Below are 21,055 nucleotides of genomic sequence, written 5' to 3' on the forward strand. Positions count from 1 at the left end.
AACGGCCAGGCGTCCGCACCCTCTTCACACCTCGAAATACGAATCTCATATGCACATTAAGGAGTCGTCGATGCTCACCAAGCCTTCGGCCACCGTCGTTCGCGCCACGCTCCCCGTTGTCGGCGCCGCCATCGAGGACATCACCGAGCGCTTCTACGGGAAACTGTTCGCGGCCCACCCCGAGTTGCTGCGCGACCTGTTCAACCGCGCCAACCAGGCGGCCGGCACACAGCGCCAGGCGCTCGCGGGCTCCATCGCTGCCTTCGCCACCTACCTGGTCGAGCACCCGGACGACCGGCCCGACGTGATGCTGCGCCGGATCGCGCACAAGCACGCGTCGCTGGGCGTGCGCGCCGACCAGTACCCGGTCGTGCACCAGCACCTGTTCGAGGCCATCGCCGAGGTGCTCGGCGACGCGGTGACGCCCGAGGTCGCCGCCGCCTGGGACGAGGTGTACTGGCTGATGGCCAACGCGCTGATCGCGATCGAGCGCCGGCTGTACGCGGAGCGGGGCGTGGTCGACGCGGACGTGTGGCGGCCGTGGGAGGTGGTGGACCGCACCGAGGAGTCGTCCGACGTCGCCTCGTTCCTGCTGCGTCCGGCCGACGGCGGCTCGGCGCCCGCCTTCCGTGCCGGGCAATACGTATCGGTCCAGGTAGGACTGGCAGACGGAGCACGGCAGATACGCCAGTACAGCCTCATCGGCGCGCCCTCCGCCACGACCCGCGCGATCGCGGTCAAGCGGGTCACGGGCGAGGGCGGCGACCCCGACGGTGAGGTCTCCCACCACCTGCACACGCACGTCCGGCCTGGCGACCTGCTGCACGTCTCGCCACCCTACGGCGACCTCGTCGTGGAACCGGGGGACGCGCCCCTGCTGCTCGCCTCCGCGGGCATCGGCTGCACGCCCATGCTGGCCATGCTGGAAGAACTCGCGGCCTCGCGGCACCCGGGCCCCGTGACGGTCGTGCACGCCGACCGCTCCCCCGACAGCCACGCACTGCGCGCCGACCACGAGGCCCTGGCGGCCAAACTCCCCTCCGCCACACGCCACTTCTGGTACGAGGAGCCCGGCTCCGCCCATCACACCGGCCGCGTCGACCTCACCGGCGTACCGCTGGAACCCGGCACCCGCGCCTACCTCTGCGGCCCGCTGCCGTTCATGCGCGCGGTACGGGGACAGCTCCTCGACAAGGGCGTGGCCGCCGCCGACATCCACTACGAGGTGTTCGGCCCCGATCTGTGGCTCGCCAAGCCTTAGCGGCGACGGCCGGTGACGGTTCCTCAAGGGGCGTTGTCAGTGCCTCCCCATAGAGTGGAATCACTCGGGAAGCAGCCCTCGGAGAAGGAGCAGAAACATGTCCGCCAACAGGATTCAGCACAAGGTGAATCACGTCGCGCTGGTAGTGGACTGTTCGGGTTCCATGCGTCCTCATCAGAGTCAACTCATTCGCGTGGTGGACGAGTTCGTGGCGGGTTTGAAGGCCGAATCGGACAGCCTCGGACACGAGACCCGAATCAGTCTCTACTCCTTCGACCACCGGGTGGAGAATCTCGTCTGGGACATGGATGTGAAGCATCTCCCGTCCATGCGGGGTCTCTACCAAGTCAACAATGGGGCTACGGCACTTATCGAGGCCTCGCTGAAATCTCTGGACGACCTGGGACACATCTGGGAGGAATACGGCGAGCACAGCTTCCTCCAGATCGTGGTGACGGACGGCGAGGAGAACGCCTCCGGCGGCGACAGGCGGCACGACGGTGACATGAAGATCCTCGGTCCCTGGCTCGACAAGATCGCGGCGAAGATGGGCGGACTGCCGGGCCACTGGACCTCCGCCATCCTGGTGCCGAACTCGCTGGCCAAGCGGACGGCGCAGAACTACGGCTTCCCGGCCGGGAACATAGCCATCTGGGACGCGGACTCCCAGGAGGGCGTCGAGGAGGCCATCGGCACCGTGCGCGCCGCAGCCACCAGCTTCCTCCGGGCCCGCGAGAAGGGCGTGCGCGGCACGAAGAATCTCTTCGCCGTCGGCCAGGACATATCGATCGACGAAGTACGGGCGAATCTCGAACCCATTCCGGCCGACAAGTACCGGCTGCTGAAGGTCGACAAGGAAGTCGAGATCCGGCCCTTCGTCGACTCACATCCGGGCGTGTCCTATGAACGCGGCTCCTGCTACTACCAGTTGGGTGCCCGCGCTCAGGTCCAGCCAAACAAGGAAGTCATCGTGGTCGAGAAGGACACCGATCGCGCCTATACGGGAGACGCGGCGCGCAGCCTTCTCTTCGGGTCCGGTATTCAGGGGACGGTCTCGGTGAAGGCGGGGAACAATCCCAAGCTGGAGGTCTACGTACAGAGCCGTTCGGTGAACAGGAAACTCAAGCCGAAGACGCGTCTGCTCATCATGCTCTGAAAGACGAGAGCTGAAGGCTGAAATCCGAAAGCGAAGAGGGCCGGGCCCGGGGCGAGAAGTACGCCCCGGGCCCGGCCCTCGGTGAACGTCAGTGGCCGACTCCCGGCAGCAGCGAGACGATCTCGCCGGCCTTGCGTGCGACCAACACGTCCTTGTAGAGCAGGAGTTGCGACGACCCCCAGAAGTCGCGCCCCGGCTTCGGCTCGCCGAAGTCCACGTTCCCACGCCAGACCTGCTCGCCCGTGCTCAGATCGAGGCCGGACAGACCCCCGCCCTCGCCGAGGAAGTACACGACCCCCTGTGCCATCGACACCACGGGAGAGGCGACCTCACGCATGGTGTCCTTGTCGGGCAGCTTGATGCCGCCCGGAGCCGTCCACAGAGTCTTGCCCGTGGTCAGCGAATAGGCCGAGGCCTCGCCCTTCCAGTCCATGGTGACCAGGCGGCCACCGACGACGTCCAGGGCGGCCAACTGCCCCTTGACCCGATAGGAGTGCGAGATCTGCTGGCCGGAGCCGCTGATGCTGGTCAGCCGCAGGTCCCGGTGGGCGGGGAAGTCCAAGCCGGCTGACGGGTCGATCGCCTTGGTCAGGACCATGCGGTCCCCGGTGGTGCCGATGAGCTGCTGCCCGCCGGGGAGCGTGGCGACCTTCTTGGCGTCTCCGGTGGCGGGATCGAGTCGCAGGATGTCGGTCGCGTCCGGCTTCTCGACGTCCGGCACGCACGCCAGGTGGGGTACGCCGCCCAGCACCGCACGTTGGCAAGCGACACCCTTGTCCCAGGTGTGGCGCCACTTCTCCTTGCCGGTCCGCGGATCGAGGGCCGACATCGTACGAAGATTCGGCGTGTTGGCGAGGACCGCGCCGTCGATGAGCATCGCGGCCTGGTCGGTGCGGTCGTCCTGCGGCATCTTGACCGTCCACAGCACGTCGCCGTTGTCGGCGTCCACCGCCATCAGGTCGGTACCACCGGCGTAGTCGCCGCTCGGCTCGTTCTTCGTGGTGTGATTGCGGTAGGCGTAGACCACGCCGTCGCGCACGGCGAACGGATGGTCGATCCCGTCGCCTTCACGCTTGACCTTGACCGCCCACTGCCGCTCGCCGGTGTTCGCGTCGAACTTGGCGGCGTCGTACTTGAACCCGGCGCAGTACAGCGCCGAACCGTCCACCAGGCAGCCCCGCCCGGCGGCATCCGCCACGTCCTTGTGCCACGGCTTCCAGCCCTCCGGTGACACCGCGGGCCGTGCGGGACGCTCGTCGTTGGTGCCATCCGCGCCGCCGAAGCCGAACAATGCCCCCACGGTGATCGCGGCGACAGCCACCGCCGCTCCCGCGACCTGCGAGAAACGGCGCCGACTGCGCCGTCGCTCCACCTTCTCGACCAGGTCGCCGGGCGCGCGCACCTGATCCAGGGCGACCGCGTGCAGCGTCTCCCGGACTTTCTCCTCCACCCGCTCCGTCGTCATCCCTGCATCTCCTTCGGCGTGTAGCTGAGCGACTGCGCCTGTTCCACGGGCCTTTCGGGCCCGAGCTCCGGGACGAGCGCGCGGAGTTTGGCGAGCGAGCGGTGCGCGGTACTGCGCACCGTGCCGACCGGGCATTTCAGCAGCGCCGCGACCTCGCCCTCCGGCAGATCCTCGAAGTAGCGCAGCACGACCACGGCCCGCTGCCGCTTGGTCAGCCGACGCAGTGCCGCCCACAGCGCGATCCGCAGCTCGGTGTCCGACTCGGGGCCGGCTTCAGCGCCGGACTCGGGCAGTACGGGCACCGTCGTCTCGGCGCGATGTCTGCGCAGCCGCCAGCGGCTGACCTGCTGGCGGTACAGGACTTGGCGGACATACGCCTCGGGCTGCTCGATGTGCGCCCAGCGTCCGTAGGCCTTCATCAGCGCAATCTGCAGCAGGTCCTCCGCCGCATGCCGGTCCCCACCGGTGAGCAGCACCGCGAGCCGCAGCAGCGCGGTGGAGCGCATCGCTACGAACTCCCGGAACTCGTCGTGACTTGAGGCCTCCATCGACCCTCCCCTTCTTCGCAACCATCACGACGCGATGGCCCGCCCCCCGCTATCCCTCGGCGGACGAGATTATGTGTGCACAAAAATCTTGGTGCGGGCCGGGGAGCGCCGATTAGGGTCCTGTCATGCGCATGTACCTTTCCTCGTTCCGTCTGGGCGACCACCCTGAGCAGCTCCTCGGACTTCTGGAGGGAGCCGGGGCGCGACCTGAGATCGCCGTGATCGCGAACGCCGTGGACGGGCAGCCCGAGGATGCGCGCAAGGCCGGCGTGGAGCGGGAGATCGCCGCGCTGGAATCGTTGGGACTACGGCCGAGCGAACTGGACCTGCGGGATCTCTTCGACCGTCCCGAAGCCGAGGCCGAGGCCGCCCTGAGCCGCTTCCCGGCGCTCTGGGTACGGGGCGGCAACTCGTTCATGCTGCGTTACGCGCTGGCCCGCAGCGGTGCGGACGCCGCGGTGACCGCCCTCCTGGAACGCGACGCCTTGGTCTACGCCGGATACAGCGCGGGCGCGTGCGTCCTCGCCCCCAGCCTGAGCGGACTCGATGCCTGCGACGACCCGGACGTGGTGCCCGGAACGTACGGCGACCCGGCGGTCTGGGACGGTCTCGGGCTCCTTGACCACGCGGTCGTGCCCCACGTCGACTCGCCGGGCCATCCCGAGACGGAGGCCTGTGGCGTCGTGGCGGCCAACTACCGGGCGGCCGGGGTCGCCCATCGGACGCTGCGCGACGGCCAGGCCCTGGTCATCGACGGCGTGGACGTACGCGTGATCTGACACGCCTGGCGGAACAACCGTCACGCGCTACTGGTCGGAGACCTTGTGGACGATCGTGTCGTCGGGCTTCAGCCGTCGTCCGTCCGCGGACAGGACCTCCAGCGGGCGCAGGCCGCGCCCCTGCCGACGGTCGACCAACTGTGAGTGGGGTTCACCGGGGTCGAAGAAGTTCTGCTCGCCCCATTGCCGCAGTGCCACGATGACGGGGAAGAGTGCCTCGCCCTTCGGCGTCAGCACGTACTCGCGATAGGCACTGCCGTCCGAGGCGGGAACGGACTCCAGGACGCCGCCCGCGACCAGGCTCCGCAGACGCGCGGTGAGGATGTTCTTCGCCACTCCGAGGCTGCGCTGGAACTCCCCGAACCGCCGGCTTCCGTCGAAGGCGTCCCGCACGATCAGCAGGGACCACCAGTCGCCGATCGCGTCCACCGACCGGGCGACCGGGCAATCACTGTCGTCGAAACGCGTCCTGGTCACCATGGCGCCCTCGCCCCTCACTGACTCTCGCCGACATTCACGGCGGTTGCAACATGCTACCAAAAGGCGCTACGTTCGCCGTCGCCAGTGGTAGCAAGATGCAACCAGTACGCGAAGGGGGCACCCATGTCCGGCCGCAGGTCCAGCACCAGGCCCAGGTCCCGAAGCAGGGAAGGCGGTTCCACGTTCATCCTGACCCGTGGCGTCGTCACCCTCTTCGCCGTCGCCTGCGGGGCCTCGGTGGCCAACGTCTACTTCTCCCAGCCGCTCCTGGTGACCATGGGCCACGATCTCGCCATGAGCCCGGCCCTCGTCGGCAGCGTCGTCACCCTCACGCACGTCGGATACGGCCTCGGACTCTTCTTCCTCGTGCCGCTGGGCGACATCGCCGACCGCAGACGGCTCATCGTCACCCAACTCCTCGTCCTCGTGGTGGCGTTGGTGGTGGTGGCCACCGCCCCCACAGCGGCGATCCTGCTCGCGGGCATGGCCGCGACGGGTTTGCTCGCGGTCGTCACACAGACGTCGGTCGCCTTCGCGGCATCACTGGCCCCACCCGCCGAGCGCGGACGCGTGGTCGGCCTGGTCACCAGCGGCGTCGTCATCGGCATCCTGCTCGCCCGCACCGCGTCCGGGCTCATGGCCGACCTCGCGGGCTGGCGCTCCGTCTACCTCGCGTCAGCGACGCTCACCGCACTGCTCGCCCTGATCCTGTACCAAGTACTGCCCCATGGCCGGGTACAGCCCCGTGACGGCGACACTCCGTCCACCCCACCCCTGCGCTACGGAGAGCTCCTGCGCTCGACCATCACCCTGTTCGCACGGGAACGACTGCTGCGGCTCCGGGCCCTGTTCGGCCTGCTGATCTTCGCTGCCTTCAGCACGCTGTGGAGCAGCGTCGCGCTCCCCCTCAGCGAGGTCCCGTACTCCCTGTCCCACAGTGCGATCGGGGCGCTGGGGCTCATCGGTGCCGTCGGCGCGGTGGCCGCGACCGCGGCGGGCCGTCTGAACGACCGCGGACTCTCCCGGCGGACCACCGGCATCGCCCTGGCGCTGCTCACCGTCTCGTGGGTGCCCCTGGCGTTCACCCGTGACTCACTCTGGGCCCTGGTCGTCGGGGTGGTCCTTCTCGACCTCGCCGTGCAGGCGGTGCATGTCACCAACCAGACCGTGATCTACGCGCTGCGTCCGGACGCGGGCAGCCGGTTGATCGGCGGGTACATGGTCTTCTACTCGATCGGCAGCGCCACCGGCGCCATCGCCGCGACGTCCCTCTACACGGTGGCCGGCTGGGGTGCCGTCTGCGCGCTGGGCGCCGCGTTCAGCTGTCTCGGGCTCGCGCTGTGGGCGTTGACGCGACACGAACCCGCAAACGGCTGACCGGTGTGGCTCAGCGGAACCTCTGCAGCCCCTGCTTCACCGCGTCCTTGAGGCCGTAGGCCACGCCGATCACCGACCCTCGGGTCTGGTGCACGACGGCTCTGAACGGCCCGCTCGCGGAGCCACGGCCCGTCAGTTGCGCGCAGGTGTCGGCGAAGCGGTCCGCGATGAGCGCGGGCTCGTATCGCGCCGAGGAGGCTTGTGCCGCCTCGGCCATACGCTGCCGGAGCTCATCGTCGTTGATGAGTTCCAGGAGGTTGCGCGCAAGGGCCTTCTCATCCCCCATGGCCACGAGACGCCCGTCCACCCCATCGGAGATGATCTCTCTCGGCCCCAGAGGACAGTCGGTCGAGACGACGGGCACACCGCACCGCATCGCCTCGACGATGGTCATGCCGAACGACTCGTGGTCCGAGGCGCTTGCGGCAAGGCCCGCCTTGAGCCACTCGGGATCGAGGGGCGAGACCGCACCCCTGAGGGAAACATGCTTCTCCAGGTCCAATTCCTCGATGAGGCGTTGGAGTTGCGTCCCGTGACCTCCCGCGATTCCTGGCCCGAAGATGCGCAGAACCCAGTCGGGGCGTTCGGTACGGACTTGGTCGAATGCCCGGATGAGGAGGTCGTATCGTTTGGGCGGAACGAGTCTGCCCGCAGCGACAATTGCCTTGTCCCTGCTGTTCGGCGGGTTTCCGGACGGGGCCGGGACGGGATTGGGGAATGCTTCGACGCGCACGCCCGGCAGCGTCATCTTCTTCCGGTAGATGTCCGCGTCCGCCATGGTCGTGGTCGTCAGCATGTCCAGCCGCGGATACAGCCGACGCAACGTCATGCGCAGGGCCCGCGGGTGGTTGCTGAAGGTCAGGTGTTCCTGGCCCACACGCAACGGCCCCCGTTTGGCCTGCAGACAGATGTGTGCGTTCAGTCCCGGCCGCGTTCCCACGACGACATCGCTCGTCAGTGTTCCCAGGTGACGGGCGATCCGCTGATCGGTCAGTGCGCTGTAGTACGGAAACTGCGTCTCGCTGCGGGGAAAGACGGCAGCGGATCTCTGGGCCTCGGGCAGATCGCCCTCGTATCCCGGTGTCCCTTTCCTCAGGTCCACCAGGTGCCGGAGCAGGATGCGGGGGTGTACGGGGAACACGGGAGCGTCCCTGTGCCGGTAGACCGACACGATCTCCACGTCATGCTGCTCGACCAGCGCGTTGGCGAGATTGATGGTGGTGCGGATCGTGCCGCCGAAACCGAAGGAATTGTGGATGAGGAATGAGATGTGCAAGGTGCCGTGGCTCCCGTAGCCGCACTCCAGAAGGAGTCGCCAAGGCCCCGGCACAACGGAAATCGCACAGACGGGGCCACTCGTCATCCCAACGACAGGGCCGATGGAAGGTTGCGAGACACGAAAGGCGCGCAGAGCGCCGCGGCCCCCTCGGATGAGTGAAATTATCGGGCAATATGGAGGGACTCGTGCGCATGTACCGAATCGGCCGCTCGGGTGCTGATGTCGTCCCTTCATGCGCAGCAGCAACCGGCAGTACCTCGTGTCCGTGGATCACTTGCGTGCCTACGCTGCCGTGCTGGTGCTCCTCTGCCACGGCACGCACATGATCTCTCCCTTTCTCAGGGGGACCCCGAACGGAGACGCGCACGGCTGGCTCTATTCGGAGAACCCGCTGGCGACTCTGGTGCTCGAAGGCCATTCCGGGGTGGCCCTTTTCATGGTGCTCTCCGGGTTCATCTTCACCATCGGCACCCTCGGCAAGGACGTCCACTACGGCCGGTTCCTGGGCAATCGGGTGCTGCGGATCTTCCCGCTCTATATCGCGTTGATCGTTCTGGGCATCGGTGCACACAAACAGGGTGCGAGTCTGCTCGCCGTGGTCCAGTCCCTGGTCGGTCTGGGCAATCTGCCCGGGTCCCTCAGCCTGGGGGCCGTGTCGAGCATGTGGTGGGCCATCGCGGTCGAGTTGCAGTTCTATCTGCTGTTCCCCCTGTTCAGCAGACTCCTCACCAAGCGCGGTCCCGCGGCTCTGCTCAAACTCCTGGCCGCCGTCGCCGTGATCCGCGGCCTGGTGTGGGCCTCGGCCACCGGCGCCATCAGCGTGAACTCGATGCTCTACTACAGCCTCGCCGGCAGGATCGACCAGTTCCTGCTTGGCATGGTCGCGGCCTGGTTTTTCGTGCACCACCAAAAGCGCTTCCAGGGGCTGCCGAAGGTCGGGATCGCGACGACGCTGGTCATGGGCGCCATCTGGGCCTTCAACCAGACCCACGCCTTCCACGAACGGCACGCCACACGTCTGCTCTGGGTCGACGTGGAAGGCGTTCTGTGGGCCCTGGTGGTGCTGACCTATGTGGCCACCATCTCCTCGACGGGGCTCGTGTCGCGAGGCATCGCCAAGGTCGGTGAGATGAGCTTCTCCGTCTACCTGCTCCACTACATGGTCGTCACCGCGATCATCTCGCGCCGCTGGTGGTTCGAGCTGACGGGTCGCCCGGTGGTGGACGCGTTCCTCACCGCGACGGCGGTGGTCCTGCCCATCACCCTGGCCGCGGCCGTGGTCACCTTCAACGGCATCGAACGGCCCTTCCTCCGCTGGCGTCGCGCCTACCTCAGCGAGGACCCGCCCAAGCCCGCCGCGCTCCCTCCTGCCCCCAAGCCGGCCGTCGTGTCACCCAGATAGCGACCGCAAGGACTGCTGGCGACCGCGCCGGCCGGTCGTCAGAGCGGGGAGAACACCCGCCGGAACAGATCCAGGGCCTCATCGGCCCAGCCCATGACGCCCAGCGCCGAACCCAGGTTCGCCGGCGGGCGGTTGACCAGTGTGTCGTGGCGGATCAGCCGGTCGAAGTCGACGAGCACCGGGTCCGGGCGGCTCGCGCCCCCGACGGGCCGGTAGAACTGGACCCCTGCCAGCCGCATCACGTTGATCACCTCCTGGGCGAGAATCCCGTACCCGACCGTCGTCGGGTGCACGCCGTCGAGCGAGAACAGGCCGCCGTCCGTGCGCCGATCACCCTCGACGGCAAGGAAGTGGGAGTTCGGCGGCGGCGACAGTGCCTGCAGCGCCGACGGCAGAGGATACGGCTGCCACCACGGCGGGCGGGCCTGCGGGTCCTCGGCGAACCGGCGCGACGCGAGGCGGTCCAGCAGGCCGCAGGTCTCAAGGAGATACCAGTCCCTGCCCTTCTTCCGGGCAGCCCGGACCATCGCGGTGATCGCGTCGTTGTAGTAGTCGATCGCGTCGTCGACCTGATGCGCCTCTTCCCCGGTGATGCTGGGGTCCTTGCCCGCGTCGAAGTCCCGGTCCTTGATCCACGGGCGGGTGTAGTAGGGGAAGTAGCGCGAGCCCGGCTGGGTCTTGCCCGCCACACCGCGCGCCATCGGCGCGATCGTGACGTGCGGAACCGTGCACCAGATGACGTGACGCGCCTTGATGTCCAAGACTTCCATCGCCACCTTGTGCAGTTCCGACCTGAAGTGTTTCGGCTGCCAGACCGTGAAGCGCCGCTTGTCGTCCAGGTCGTCGAAGCCGGCGTCCTCGCTCCACTTCACCCGCAGGTCGGTCACCGCCCGCAGGGCGTTGTTCGCGCCCAGGAAGACGACCAGGGTCTCGATGCCGTGCTTCGCCCCCGTGCCGTCGGTGTCCTTGCCCAGTTCGGCCGCCGCACCCAGCTGGGTCAGGGCCCCTGCCGCCCGGGGCTGGGTGGGCAGCACGCGCAGGGCGGCGCGCTCGCCGGCGTTCTGCACGATCTGGCTCACCAGATCGTCCTTCGGGGTGCCGATCCGCTTGCGGCACTCGTCCGCCGACTTGGACAGGGCGTCGCGCAGGTCCCACCCGAACACGGCGAGATTGTGCATGATCGCCGAGGTGGAAGGCACGGTCCGTCCAGGGCCCCGCTCCCAGTAGTCCTCGACCCGGTCCATCACGTTGCGCGCCCGGAACAGTGCGAGCGGCGCCTCCCACCAGTCCACGTTCCGTCCGAAGCGGGACTCCAGATCACGCAGGAAGAGCTCGAGGTTGAACGGCAGTCCGCCGAAGCCCCCGTACTGGGGGAAGCGGAAGTCGGGGAAGCAGCCCAGCTCGTAGGCCACGATCGCCGGATACGACAGGGACGTGTTGAAGACCGCCGCGCTCTGGAATCCCTGCGTCAGCGAATCCCCTATGGCGACCAGGCGGTGCCGGGGTGTGCCCGTCCACTGCTCACTGACGTCGACCTTCAGCTTGGGGTCGAACACGGGCACCCGCGGTTCCCGATGACGTACGGAGTCGGCCATGATTCCCCCTTGGCACACCGCGGCGCACCGGCTGCGCCCCCGCGCGAGGCCTCTTCCTGCGTAGCAGAGCCGGGCCCGGGCGGCACCGCTCCCGACGAGAAATACGCGGAACCCGGTGCACGGTCACACCGCGTCGGCGCAGGGTCTCCCGCCGGTCATGCGGACCGGCCACCACCGCCATTGACTGGTCGAAAGCGCCGCAGTACAAGTCCCCTACGACATCCATGTCCCAGCGCCCCTTTCCCACGGCGGCCGCGGCAATTCACCGGACGGCCCGGCACATCTTCGACAGGGGCGGCTGGGCGTTCCGTGCGGTCGAGCCCGGAACGAAGGGGGGACATCATGGGTCTGCGCATCACTGTGGACATTTTCTCGGGGCGCGCCAATCCGTCGTGGGAAATCCAGGACCAGGAACAGGTGCTCGAGCTGATCCAGCTCATGGCACACCATCAGGAGGCGGTGGCCGACGTTTCCGACGGGTTCTCCGGACTCGGGTTCCGTGGAATCCGGGTGGAGATCACCGACGACCTGGACACCGGGGGCCTGCCCGCCGTGTTCAAGATCGCGGGAGGCGGGGACCGCGACCCGTACACCGGAGCCGATGTCGCCGAGCGCCTGCTTGAGACCATGCCGATCGGCGAGAGCACCGACCAGCGCCCGGCCGAGGGCGAAGGCGACACGGAAGCGCTCGAGGAGAGCTACCCCGAGGACTTCCGCGAGTCGGTCCGCGCGGAGATCCGGCGCACCGCGCGGGAGGGCGCGGGCGGCGCCACCACCATCGAGCCCACCGAGTCGGGCGGCATCTCCGAGGCGGACGCCGCGGAGGTCGAGAAGCAGTTACAGACCCTCGTGCACCGGGCCGCGCTGGCCTGCGCGTACGACGTGACCCCCTTCAACCCGGCCTTCTGGAACCGCCCCGACACCCAGCCCTACAACAACTGCTACAACTTCGCGGTCAACCGGCGCACCAACACCTTCGCCCAGCCCGGCCGCGCGCACGGCTACACCATTCCGCGCACGGTGCGCTGCGGCGAGGTCTCCACCGGGGCGCAGCGCGACGGTCTGCGGATCTGGGGCAACTGCCAGCCTCCGGGATCGCTGCGCTATGTGGTGGCGCTCGTCACCGGCACCTTCCCCGGCAACATCCGGGACTACCACTGGTACCGACTGCACCCCGGCGGTCTCTGGGCCCATAAGCCGGGCGGTACCGCGGCCCGCAACACCGACAACTCCGGTCGCCTCATCACCAATCCGTACACGTGCGACCGGCGGCCCTACAACGAATGGTGCGGTCTGTTCCAGACGCACAACGCGCTCGTCATTCGCTGACCCTGCTCGCGGGGAATTCAGCGGGGCATCCGCGGAGGGCTGAAGTCCTCCCCCGTGAACGGTCCGGCCGAATGGGCCGGACCGTCCTCAACCGTCCGTCAAAAGCTCACCCGAGAGGTCGGAGGAGTGAGCGCCATGTCCACACCCTTTGGCGATCCCACAGCCGAGACAACGGAAGCCGTGACGCCCGAACTGTACGACGTCGACCTCTCCGACATCGGGGTCGACGAACCGTCGGAGGACATCGCCGGTGACTCCATCTCTGAGGCCGGCCCCGAGGCCACCTCCGAGGCCGCCACACCCGCGTACCTCCTCGTCCGGGGCAGCTACCGCAGCGTCGGCACCCGCATCCTGGAGCTGCGGGTCGACGTCGACGGCCCCCGTACGCTGCGCAAGGTCAGCGGGGACTTCTTCAACTCCGGTGGCAGCACCACCAGTTACGCGGGCTCCTTCGTCGTGCACGCCCCGGCCGTCACCTGGACGGCCACCCGGGTGGTGATCACCGGCCAGGGCCGGTTCACCGGGACGACCAGCTTCCCGGTCGTACGGGTGACCATCGCGCGCCGACGGGTCGGCCAGCAGCAGGCCCCCGCCACCGTGCAGTTCCTGCGGACGTCCGGGCAGGTGGGCGCGGCCTACACCTGCGCGTTCAGGTCACCGTACTTCCGCACCGTCCAGTGGGAGCAGGACTCCGTCGCGGGCAAGGTGCCCTTCGTGTCCTACGACACCGGCTCACTGCCCGGGCCGCCCGGCAGCCCGGCAAGGAAGCTCACCGTGCCGCGCGCCTACGCCGAGGCGGGCATCGACGTGCTGGTCTCCAGCGCGGCCAACATCCTCGGCGACAGCGCGGCCGGCTGGAACAACGCCGAGCTGCACGCCGCGATGCAGACCAACTTCAGCCTCTGGCGGAACATCCCGCAGTGGCGTGTATGGCTGCTGGTCGCCAGTCGTTACGAGGGCAACGCGGGTGTGCGCGGCATCATGTTCGACGCGGCCGACACCTTCCAGCGGCAGGGCTGCGCCGTCTTCTACGACATCATCAAGGGCACCGATCCCGAGTCCGTGCGCGCCCAGTTGCGTACGTACGTGCATGAGCTCGGCCATGCCTTCAACCTGCTGCACTCATGGCAGAAGGGCCTGGCCACACCCCCGGCGCCGCTCGGTCCGAACAACGGCTTCGGGGACCTGTCGTGGATGAACTACCCCCAGAACTTCAACCCCGGCAACGGCGCTCCGACCGGCACGGAGGCGTACTGGCGGGCCTTCCCCTTCCAGTTCACCGCCAACGAGATCACGCATCTGCGGCACGGCTACTACCGTGACGTGATCATGGGCGCCAACGCCTTCGGCAGGGGCGCGGCCGACATCGACCCGGACCTGTTCGACCAGCCCGTGGTGGACGACTCCGGACTCCGGCTCGAACTGCGCGGCAAGAAGCACTTCGGGTTCGGTGAACCGGTCGTCGTGGAGCTCAAGCTGGACACGACCGACCTGCGCGGACGGGACACGCATGAATTCCTGCACCCGGACTACGACATGGTCAACATCGCGATCCGGCAGCCCTCGGGCCGCACGCTGCTCTACCGGCCGCTGATGCGCCGGTGCGTCGAGGCGGACGCCACGACCCACCTCACCGCGGACGGCGCGCCCCTCTACGCGAGCGCCTACGTGGGGTACGGCCAGGACGGGCACTACTTCGAGCAGCCGGGCACCTACCTGCTGCGCGCCGCCTACATCGCCTCGGACGGGTCCCGCATCGTCTCGCCGGTGCTGCGCACCACCGTCCGCAGCCCCTACAACGAGACCGACGAGCAGGTCGGCGAGCTGATGCTGGGCGAGGAACAGGGCACGCTCCTCGCCCTTCGCGGATCCGACTCGCCGTCGCTCCAGGCCGGGAACGACGCCCTCCAGGAGGTCGTGCAGCACTACGACAAGCACCCGCTCGCCGTCTACGCCCGCATGGTCGAAGGGCTCAACGCGGAAAGGGACTTCAAGTACCTGGCGCCGGACAAGAGCGCCCTGAAGGTGCGCCCCGCCGCCCCGGAGCAGGCCGTCGGTCTGCTGTCACCCGTCGTCGAGGCGTCCCTGCACGGCAACGGCGTCGACAACATCACCCTGAACATGGTGATGCGCCGCCTGGCCCGGGCCCACGCCAAGGAGGGCAACACCGAGCAGGCCAACGGTGTGCTCGACCATCTGGTGAGCCACGCCGAATCGAAGTTCCGGCCACACGTCGTCGACACCGTGCGCCGCCAGGCCGAGGAGACGCGGCGGAGCATCAGCATGGAGTCCGGCACCTGACCGGACCCGGCGGCATGGACTGGGGTCGCGGGCGGGGGCGCCGGTCGCCCGACCGCCTGGATGCGGTACGAAGGTTCCGTGAACGAACAGAACCCGCCCGCGACCGTCCGTGTCTTCATCGCTCTCGCACCGCCCGACGACGCGAAGCAGGAACTGGAACGGGCCCTCGCCCCCGCCTACCGGGCGCATCCGCGCATGCGGTGGAACCGCGTCGAGGACTGGCACATCACGTTGGCGTTCCTCGGCGAGGTCCCCGTCTCGATGGTGCCGCTCCTGGGTCCGCCGCTCGCGCGCCTCGCCGCCACCCGCAAGCCCCTCAACCTGGCACTGCGCGGTGGCGGGCACTTCGACGAGCGGGTGCTGTGGAGCGGGATCGACGGAGATCTCGAAGAGCTGCACCTGCTCGCCGACGAGGCGCGGGCCGTCGTGGACGACATCGGTGTCCCTCATGTGGGCCGGCCCTTCCGCCCCCATCTGACCCTGGCCCGCGCCCGCCGGGACACGCCGTCGTGCGCGGCGGAGGCCGCCGCCGGGCTCGCCCATTTCACCGGCCGCCTCTGGCAGGCCGAACGTCTGCACCTGGTCGCCAGCAACTACGGCCGCGGCCCCGGTCCCATTCACTACCGGGATGTCGGCGCCTGGAGCTTCGACGAGGGCCCGCGCGCCTGATCCGCGGCGCGATGGCGCTGGTAGTGGCGGGCGGCGCGGGCCCGGTTTCCGCAGGAGGCCTTGCAATACTCCTGCCGGCCGTGGCTCTTGACGAAGTAGCGCACACACCGAGGTGCCGTACAGGCACGCAGTTGCTCGCGCTGCGGGCCGCTCAGGAAGTCGATGGCGGCGCGGGCCAGGGCTGCCGGCAGATCGACGCGCGGGTTCTTCTGCCCCGTCAGCAGCCGGGCGGCGGGGGCTCCTTCGTGGGGCCATTCCAGCTGGGGGGCGACCAACTGCCCGGCGGCGACCGCGTTCAGGTGGGCCAGCGCCTTGTCGGCGGGCATCAGATGGTGGGCGTCCGCCGGGCTGGGCGGCGCGGGGCTCACCGCCCGCGCGAACAACGCCCGTACCGCACGCCGAAGTTCGGTGACCGCCTGCCTGATGTCCTCGTCCGCCGCCAGGTCCCCGCCCCGCACATGGGCGGGCAAGAGGCCCTCCTGAGCGCGCGTCCAGCGGGTGACTCCGTCGACCGTGGCCAGGTCGTCGGCGACTCCGCCGTCCCCGTCATGACGGATCGTGCTCGCCAACTCCAGTGCCAGCCAGCGTTCCACAGGTCGCCTCCCTTGATCACATCGCCCGGAACACTCTACTGTCCCTAACGCTTAATCCATATTTTCCGTTAGGCATGAGGAGACAGAGCGATGACGGCGTTGCTTGCCCACATCAGTGACCTGCACCTGGACGGCAGCGAACGGGCCACCCGGCGCGCCACGCACGTCATGGACTACCTGCGCGCCCTGCCCCACCCCGTCGACGCCCTCCTGGTCACCGGCGACATCGCCGACCACGGTGACGAGGCCGAGTACGAGGAAGCGGCCCAGATCCTGGCCGCCCCCTTCCCCGTCCTCACCTGCCCCGGCAATCACGACGCGCGCCCCGCCTACCGCAAGGCGCTGCTCGGCCTGGCGCCCGACGACGGCCCTGTCAACCAGGTCCATCACATCGCCGGAACAGCCATCCTGATGTGCGACTCCACCATTCCCGGGCGTGACGAGGGGCTCCTCGACGCGGAGACGCTCGCCTGGATCGACGCCACCCTCGCCGCACTCCCCAACGGCACCCCGGCGCTGCTCGCCTTCCACCAACCGCCGGTCACGCTCCACCACCCCCTGCCCGACTCCCACTGCCTGCGACAGCCCGGACAACTGGCCGCACTGCTCGAAGCCCACCCCCACGTGGTCGCCGTCCTCACCGGCCACGCCCACACCGCGGCCGCGAGCACCTTCGCCGCCCGCCCGCTGATCGTCGGGCCCGCCATCACCTGGACGCTGCGCCTGCCCTGGGAAGGCGACAAGCCCGCGGACCGCGAACAGCCCCCTGGCCTCGCCTTTCACGTCCTCGACGACGACCGCCGCCTGACCACCCACTACCGCGTGCTGCCGTGAGCCGCCGAGGCCGCCGACGACGCATGCGGAAAGCCGAGTGCCCCGCCCCTGCATCACGGGGGCGGGGCGGCAGCGCTGCAGCCACAGCGCGGATGGAAGAGTCCAGGCTATCGGCGGGCACTGACAATCGCGTGGCGCCTACGACTGCGGGGGCTGGTCCTGGTCCCTGCCGAGCTGGTCCCGGAACTTCTCCTGCGCCGTGTCGACCTGGCTCGAGTACTTGCCCTGGGTCTTGTCGTCGACGAAATCACCCGCCTTGTCGACGCCCTTCCCGGCCTGGTCCTCGTGCCCCTTGAGCATCTGCTTGAGCTTGTCCATGACTGACATGGGCAGCCGCCTCTCTGTGTCGCCCCCACAACCAGGCTCACACCGCGCGGCATGATCCGCATCCGGTGGCTCGCAGCGCCTCTCCCCGCTGGGCGGACTGCCGCGCCACGAGCTAGGCGGACTCCCGCACCACGAGTTCCGGCTCGAAGATCACCGAGGTGGGGTCGGTCCGTACGCCCTCGATCTGTTCCTGCAGCAGCCGCCCCATCTCCGCGCCCATCTCCTCGACCGGCTGGCGCACCGTGGTCAGCGGGGGCGTGCAGGTGACCGCCACGCTGGAGTCGTCGAAGCCGACCACCGCCACATCCGTGGGCGCCTGCCTGCCCTGCTCCCTAAGGACCTGGCACACACCCTGCGCCATTAGGTCGTTCGCCGCGAACACCCCGTCGACGTCCGGATGCTCGACCAGCAGCCGACGCATCGCCGCCGCCCCGCTCTCCAGGGTGAAACCACCCTCGGCGACGGGGACGTAGGGCTGTCCGCCCCGCTCCATGCCGTCCTGGAACCCGGCGAGCCGCTCGCGGCCCGCCGGGATGTCCAGCGGACCCGAGACCGTCGCCACCCGTCGGCAGCCGCGACGGAGCAGATGCTCGGCGGCCAGCCTCGCCCCGTCCCGGTGCGCGAAGTCGACGAACGTGACGCGGGCCCGCAGCGAAGGGCGCGCGAAGAACACCGCGGGCAGCCCGGCTTCGGCGAGCAGCTCCGGCAGCGGGTCCTGGGCATGCGTCGAGACGACCAGGGCACCGTCCGCGTTGCCCTGGCGCAAGTAGGTCAGAACCTGCTGCCGGGAGTCCTCCGTCTCCGCGAACATCAGCACCGGATGCATGGCACGCGGGCGCAGGAATCCCACCACCCCACTGACGGCACGGCCGAAGAAGGGGTCGGCGAACACCCGCGCGGCGAACGCGTTCTGCGCCGTGTCGGTGTGGTCTCCGGCGCCCGAGACGACCAGGGCGATGGTGCCCGCGCGCTGGGTCACCAGGGAGCGCGCGGCCCGGTTGGGCGCGTAGCCCGTCCGCTCGATGGCCGCTCGGACCACGTCCTGGATGGCGGGGGCCACATTGCGCACGCCGTTGACCACCCGGGAGACGGTGGCGCGGGAGACCCCCGCTTCGCGCGCCACGTCCTCCAGCGTCGGCATCTGTCTGTCCATCCGGGAACACTAACGCCCCGCCATCGGGCGTCATAGAGCGCTCTCCCGTTGCCCGCTCGCCCGACAGCGGGAGCCCTACCCGCGCACCGTCGCCGTCAGGGGCAGATCTCCGGCGCTGCGGCCCGCGAGGACTTGCCAGCCACCCGGCTCGGTCCGCCACCGGTGCTCTGCCACGTCCCAGTGGCGCAGCATCCTGGCCGGTACCTCCACGGACGCCGTCACCGTCTCCCCCGGCTCCGCCCGGACCGTCGTGAAGCCCGCGAGCCAACGCGCGGGGCGTTCCACGGCGGAGTCCGGCCGCGCGAGGTAGACCTGCACCACTTCGCGGCCCGGACACTGGCCGGTGTTCCGCAACCGCACCTCGACGGCCAGGGCTGTTCCCGGCCCCTCGTGCGTGATCGCGGCCCGAAGGCGGTCGTAGCTCCACGTCGTGTAGCCCAGGCCGTGGCCGAACCAGTAGGCAGGTTCGCGGCCCGACCGCAGCCAGGCCCGGTAGCCGATGTGCAGACCTTCCGCATAGGCGAGGGTGCCGTCCCGTGGCCAGGTCTCGCGGACCGGCGCGTCCGCCAGCGTGGCTCCCCACGTGGTGGGCAGGCGTCCGCCCGGTTCGGTCCGCCCGAAGAGGACGTCGGCGAGCCCGGTCCCCGCTTCCTGTCCGGGGAACCACGACAGGAGCACCGCCCCGGCCTGCTCCCGCCAGGGCAGTTCCACCGGTCCGCCGGAGTTGACCACGACCACGGTGCGCGGATTCACGGCGGCGATCGCCGCGACCAGTTCGTCCTGACGGCCGGGAAGGGTGAGCGAGGTGCGATCGTGCCCCTCTGATTCGCTGCCCTCGGTGGTGCCGACGACGACCACGGCGACATCCGCGGTCCGCGCGGCGTCCACCGCTTCCGACAGCGCCTGCTCGGGGTCGGGTTCGGGCTCCGCGGCCGTCACGACGAGGGCGCGACCGGTGTCGGGAGCCAGTTGCCTGCGGGCCACGACATGCGCGCGATGGCCCGCGGGGAGCCATACCGAGGCGTGTCGGCGTGGAGGGTCGACATGAATGACCGCGGGGTCCTCGGTGTCCCGCGCGAACTCCCCTTCCACCAGGCCCTGTCCGTCCACCATCAGACTCATCCGCCCGTAGCCGCCCACGCCGAACGTCCACTTGCCTTCCTCGCCCGTGAGCAGCAGCGCGCTGACCTCGACGGTGTGAGCCTCCGGCGCCAGTGGAGGCTCCAACTGCCGTCCGGAAAGGCGGTGTTCCGAGGAGAGCTCTCGCCCGTCCGCGGTCAGCACCCGCAGCAGGACGCCGGGTTCCCCGGTGCGGGGGTTCTCGCACCGCGCGGCGTCCAGCGGCCTGGGTTGTCCGCCCAGGTCAGGCCCGGGCGCGTACAGGACCCGGGCCCGCCCCCGCAGCCGGGCCCGGATCCCGTCCAGCGGTGTGACGACATCCGCCGGGAAGACCCCGGCACTGCCTTCACCCTGGAGCCGCGGTGCGCAGGCGTGCCGTCCGACGACCGCCACACTGCGCAGAGCGGACGCGTCCAAGGGCAGGACGTCCTCGTTGCGCAGAAGTACGGTGCCGGCCGCGACGGCCCGGCGCAACAGGCGGCGGGCGGTGCCGCTGGGCCAGGCGCGCGGCGGAAGCCTGCGGCCGCCGCCGAGCGCGCCCACGCGATCGGCCAGAATCAGCAGACGCAACACCTTGTCGTCGATCGCCCGCTCAGGGACGCTGCCGCTGCGGACCGCCGCCACCAGTGCCGCGCCCCACGGGCCTTCCGGACCGGGCATCGCGAGGTCCTGGCCCGCCACCGCGCTCTGCTCCGTCAGACGTACGGCGCCCCAGTCGGAGACGACGGCTCCGTCGAATCCCCACTCTCCTTTCAGCGGTTCGGCCAAGAGCCCGTTCGCGGTCATCGTCGTGCCGTTCACACCGTTGTAGGCGCTCATGACGAGCCATACACCCGCTCGGACGGCCGCTTCGAACGGGACCAGATACACCTCGCGCAACGTCCGCTCGTCCACCCGTACGTCCAGGGTGAGCCGCTCGGTCTCCGAGTCGTTGGCCACGTAGTGCTTGGCGGTCGCGGCCACCCCGTGCCTCTGGACGCCGCGGATCAGGGCGGCCCCGGTCCGCGCGGCCAGTTCCGGGTCCTCGGAAAGGCACTCGAAGTGGCGTCCGCCCAGCGGTGTGCGATGCAGGTTCAAGGTGGGCGCCAGGACGGCGTGCACCCCCTTGCGCAGCGCCTCGAAGGCCAGCAGTTCGCCGAGTTCCCCGGCCAACCGCTCGTCCCACAGCGCACCCAGCGCGGAGGCGGAGGGCAGGAGCAGCGACGGGCGGCGCTCGTCCCACTCCTCCCCCCGCACCCCGGCCGGACCGTCCGAGAAGACCATCTCCCGCAGCCCCACGGCAGGTTCGGCCCGGGTGCGCCACACGGTGGCTCCCGTCAGCAGCCCCACCTTGCGCTCCAGGTCCAGCCTGTCCACGAGCCGCTGCAGTTCGTCGCGCGTCATGGAGC

At 69.4% G+C, this 21,055-nt stretch carries 18 protein-coding genes; 9 read left to right on the plus strand and 9 right to left on the minus strand.

All coding sequences use genetic code 11. The features are described 5' to 3' along the window. Positions 1-70 precede the first annotated feature (70 nt). Together ACWFRU_RS06065 and ACWFRU_RS06070 are read left to right on the plus strand one after the other, a co-directional pair. A complete protein-coding gene (locus ACWFRU_RS06065) occupies positions 71-1,261 on the plus strand; it encodes a globin domain-containing protein (protein WP_453684894.1) in 1,191 nt (396 codons plus the stop codon). Between the two features lie 97 nt (positions 1,262-1,358). After that, positions 1,359-2,417: a VWA domain-containing protein gene (locus ACWFRU_RS06070; RefSeq protein ID WP_453684895.1), complete on the plus strand. Its 1,059-nt coding sequence runs from the start codon at positions 1,359-1,361 to the stop codon at positions 2,415-2,417. An 88-nt stretch (positions 2,418-2,505) separates the two neighbouring features. Here ACWFRU_RS06070 and ACWFRU_RS06075 read toward each other — a convergent pair whose 3' ends face one another. Both ACWFRU_RS06075 and ACWFRU_RS06080 read right to left on the minus strand, forming a co-directional pair. Next, positions 2,506-3,882: an outer membrane protein assembly factor BamB family protein gene (locus tag ACWFRU_RS06075; protein WP_453684896.1), complete on the minus strand. Its 1,377-nt coding sequence runs from the start codon at positions 3,880-3,882 to the stop codon at positions 2,506-2,508. Further along, a complete protein-coding gene (locus ACWFRU_RS06080) occupies positions 3,879-4,430 on the minus strand; it encodes a SigE family RNA polymerase sigma factor (RefSeq protein ID WP_453684897.1) in 552 nt (183 codons plus the stop codon). The genes ACWFRU_RS06075 and ACWFRU_RS06080 overlap by 4 nt, the downstream gene beginning before the upstream one ends. A 125-nt stretch (positions 4,431-4,555) precedes the next feature. On the opposite strand from ACWFRU_RS06080, the gene ACWFRU_RS06085 reads away from it, so the two are divergent. After that, entirely contained in the window at positions 4,556-5,209 is a 654-nt protein-coding gene (locus ACWFRU_RS06085) for a Type 1 glutamine amidotransferase-like domain-containing protein (RefSeq protein WP_453684898.1), read from the plus strand. 27 nt (positions 5,210-5,236) lie between these two features. On the opposite strand, the gene ACWFRU_RS06090 is transcribed toward ACWFRU_RS06085, so the two are convergent. Further along, the gene (locus tag ACWFRU_RS06090) at positions 5,237-5,689 is read right to left on the minus strand and encodes a winged helix-turn-helix transcriptional regulator (RefSeq protein WP_453684899.1); all 453 of its coding nucleotides are present in this window, start codon (positions 5,687-5,689) and stop codon (positions 5,237-5,239) included. A gap of 123 nt (positions 5,690-5,812) precedes the next feature. Between ACWFRU_RS06090 and ACWFRU_RS06095 the strand changes: the two genes are divergently transcribed. Further along, entirely contained in the window at positions 5,813-7,066 is a 1,254-nt protein-coding gene (locus ACWFRU_RS06095; protein ID WP_453684900.1) for an MFS transporter, read from the plus strand. A 10-nt stretch (positions 7,067-7,076) separates the two neighbouring features. On the opposite strand, the gene ACWFRU_RS06100 is transcribed toward ACWFRU_RS06095, so the two are convergent. Continuing rightward, positions 7,077-8,342 (minus strand): glycosyltransferase family 4 protein, encoded by a 1,266-nt coding sequence (locus tag ACWFRU_RS06100; protein ID WP_453684901.1) that lies wholly within the window; start codon positions 8,340-8,342, stop codon positions 7,077-7,079. A gap of 235 nt (positions 8,343-8,577) precedes the next feature. Here ACWFRU_RS06100 and ACWFRU_RS06105 point away from each other — a divergent pair, with 235 nt between their 5' ends. After that, positions 8,578-9,747 (plus strand): acyltransferase family protein, encoded by a 1,170-nt coding sequence (locus tag ACWFRU_RS06105; RefSeq protein WP_453684902.1) that lies wholly within the window; start codon positions 8,578-8,580, stop codon positions 9,745-9,747. Positions 9,748-9,785: 38 nt separating this feature from the next. On the opposite strand, the gene ACWFRU_RS06110 is transcribed toward ACWFRU_RS06105, so the two are convergent. Further along, positions 9,786-11,342, minus strand: a complete 1,557-nt coding sequence (locus tag ACWFRU_RS06110) for a hypothetical protein (RefSeq protein ID WP_453684903.1) — start codon at positions 11,340-11,342, stop codon at positions 9,786-9,788. 342 nt (positions 11,343-11,684) lie between these two features. Here ACWFRU_RS06110 and ACWFRU_RS06115 point away from each other — a divergent pair, with 342 nt between their 5' ends. The 3 genes from ACWFRU_RS06115 to thpR all read left to right on the plus strand — a co-directional run bounded on the left by ACWFRU_RS06115 (position 11,685) and on the right by thpR (position 15,641). Then, positions 11,685-12,671, plus strand: a complete 987-nt coding sequence (locus tag ACWFRU_RS06115; protein WP_453684904.1) for a hypothetical protein — start codon at positions 11,685-11,687, stop codon at positions 12,669-12,671. Positions 12,672-12,806: 135 nt separating this feature from the next. Continuing rightward, positions 12,807-14,972 (plus strand): hypothetical protein, encoded by a 2,166-nt coding sequence (locus tag ACWFRU_RS06120; RefSeq protein ID WP_453684905.1) that lies wholly within the window; start codon positions 12,807-12,809, stop codon positions 14,970-14,972. Positions 14,973-15,050: 78 nt separating this feature from the next. Next, complete coding sequence (gene thpR, locus ACWFRU_RS06125; RefSeq protein ID WP_453684906.1) at positions 15,051-15,641, plus strand: RNA 2',3'-cyclic phosphodiesterase; 591 nt, start codon at positions 15,051-15,053, stop codon at positions 15,639-15,641. Here thpR and ACWFRU_RS06130 read toward each other — a convergent pair. After that, the gene (locus ACWFRU_RS06130) at positions 15,593-16,234 is read right to left on the minus strand and encodes a CGNR zinc finger domain-containing protein (RefSeq protein ID WP_453684907.1); all 642 of its coding nucleotides are present in this window, start codon (positions 16,232-16,234) and stop codon (positions 15,593-15,595) included. The genes thpR and ACWFRU_RS06130 overlap by 49 nt on opposite strands. Positions 16,235-16,324: 90 nt before the next feature. Between ACWFRU_RS06130 and ACWFRU_RS06135 the strand changes: the two genes are divergently transcribed. Then, on the plus strand, positions 16,325-17,068 hold the full coding sequence (locus tag ACWFRU_RS06135; protein WP_453684908.1) for a metallophosphoesterase: 744 nt from the start codon (positions 16,325-16,327) through the stop codon (positions 17,066-17,068). Between the two features lie 138 nt (positions 17,069-17,206). On the opposite strand, the gene ACWFRU_RS06140 is transcribed toward ACWFRU_RS06135, so the two are convergent. From ACWFRU_RS06140 to ACWFRU_RS06150, 3 genes are all read right to left on the minus strand, one after another. Continuing rightward, entirely contained in the window at positions 17,207-17,395 is a 189-nt protein-coding gene (locus tag ACWFRU_RS06140) for an antitoxin (protein WP_363205793.1), read from the minus strand. Between the two features lie 112 nt (positions 17,396-17,507). Continuing rightward, complete coding sequence (locus tag ACWFRU_RS06145) at positions 17,508-18,548, minus strand: LacI family DNA-binding transcriptional regulator (protein ID WP_453684909.1); 1,041 nt, start codon at positions 18,546-18,548, stop codon at positions 17,508-17,510. 75 nt (positions 18,549-18,623) lie between these two features. After that, positions 18,624-21,050, minus strand: coding sequence for a glycoside hydrolase family 3 C-terminal domain-containing protein (locus tag ACWFRU_RS06150; RefSeq protein ID WP_453684910.1), 2,427 nt, complete (start codon positions 21,048-21,050; stop codon positions 18,624-18,626). Between the last annotated feature and the right edge of the window lie 5 nt (positions 21,051-21,055).

Source organism: Streptomyces sp. NPDC055099 (genome assembly GCF_053607685.1).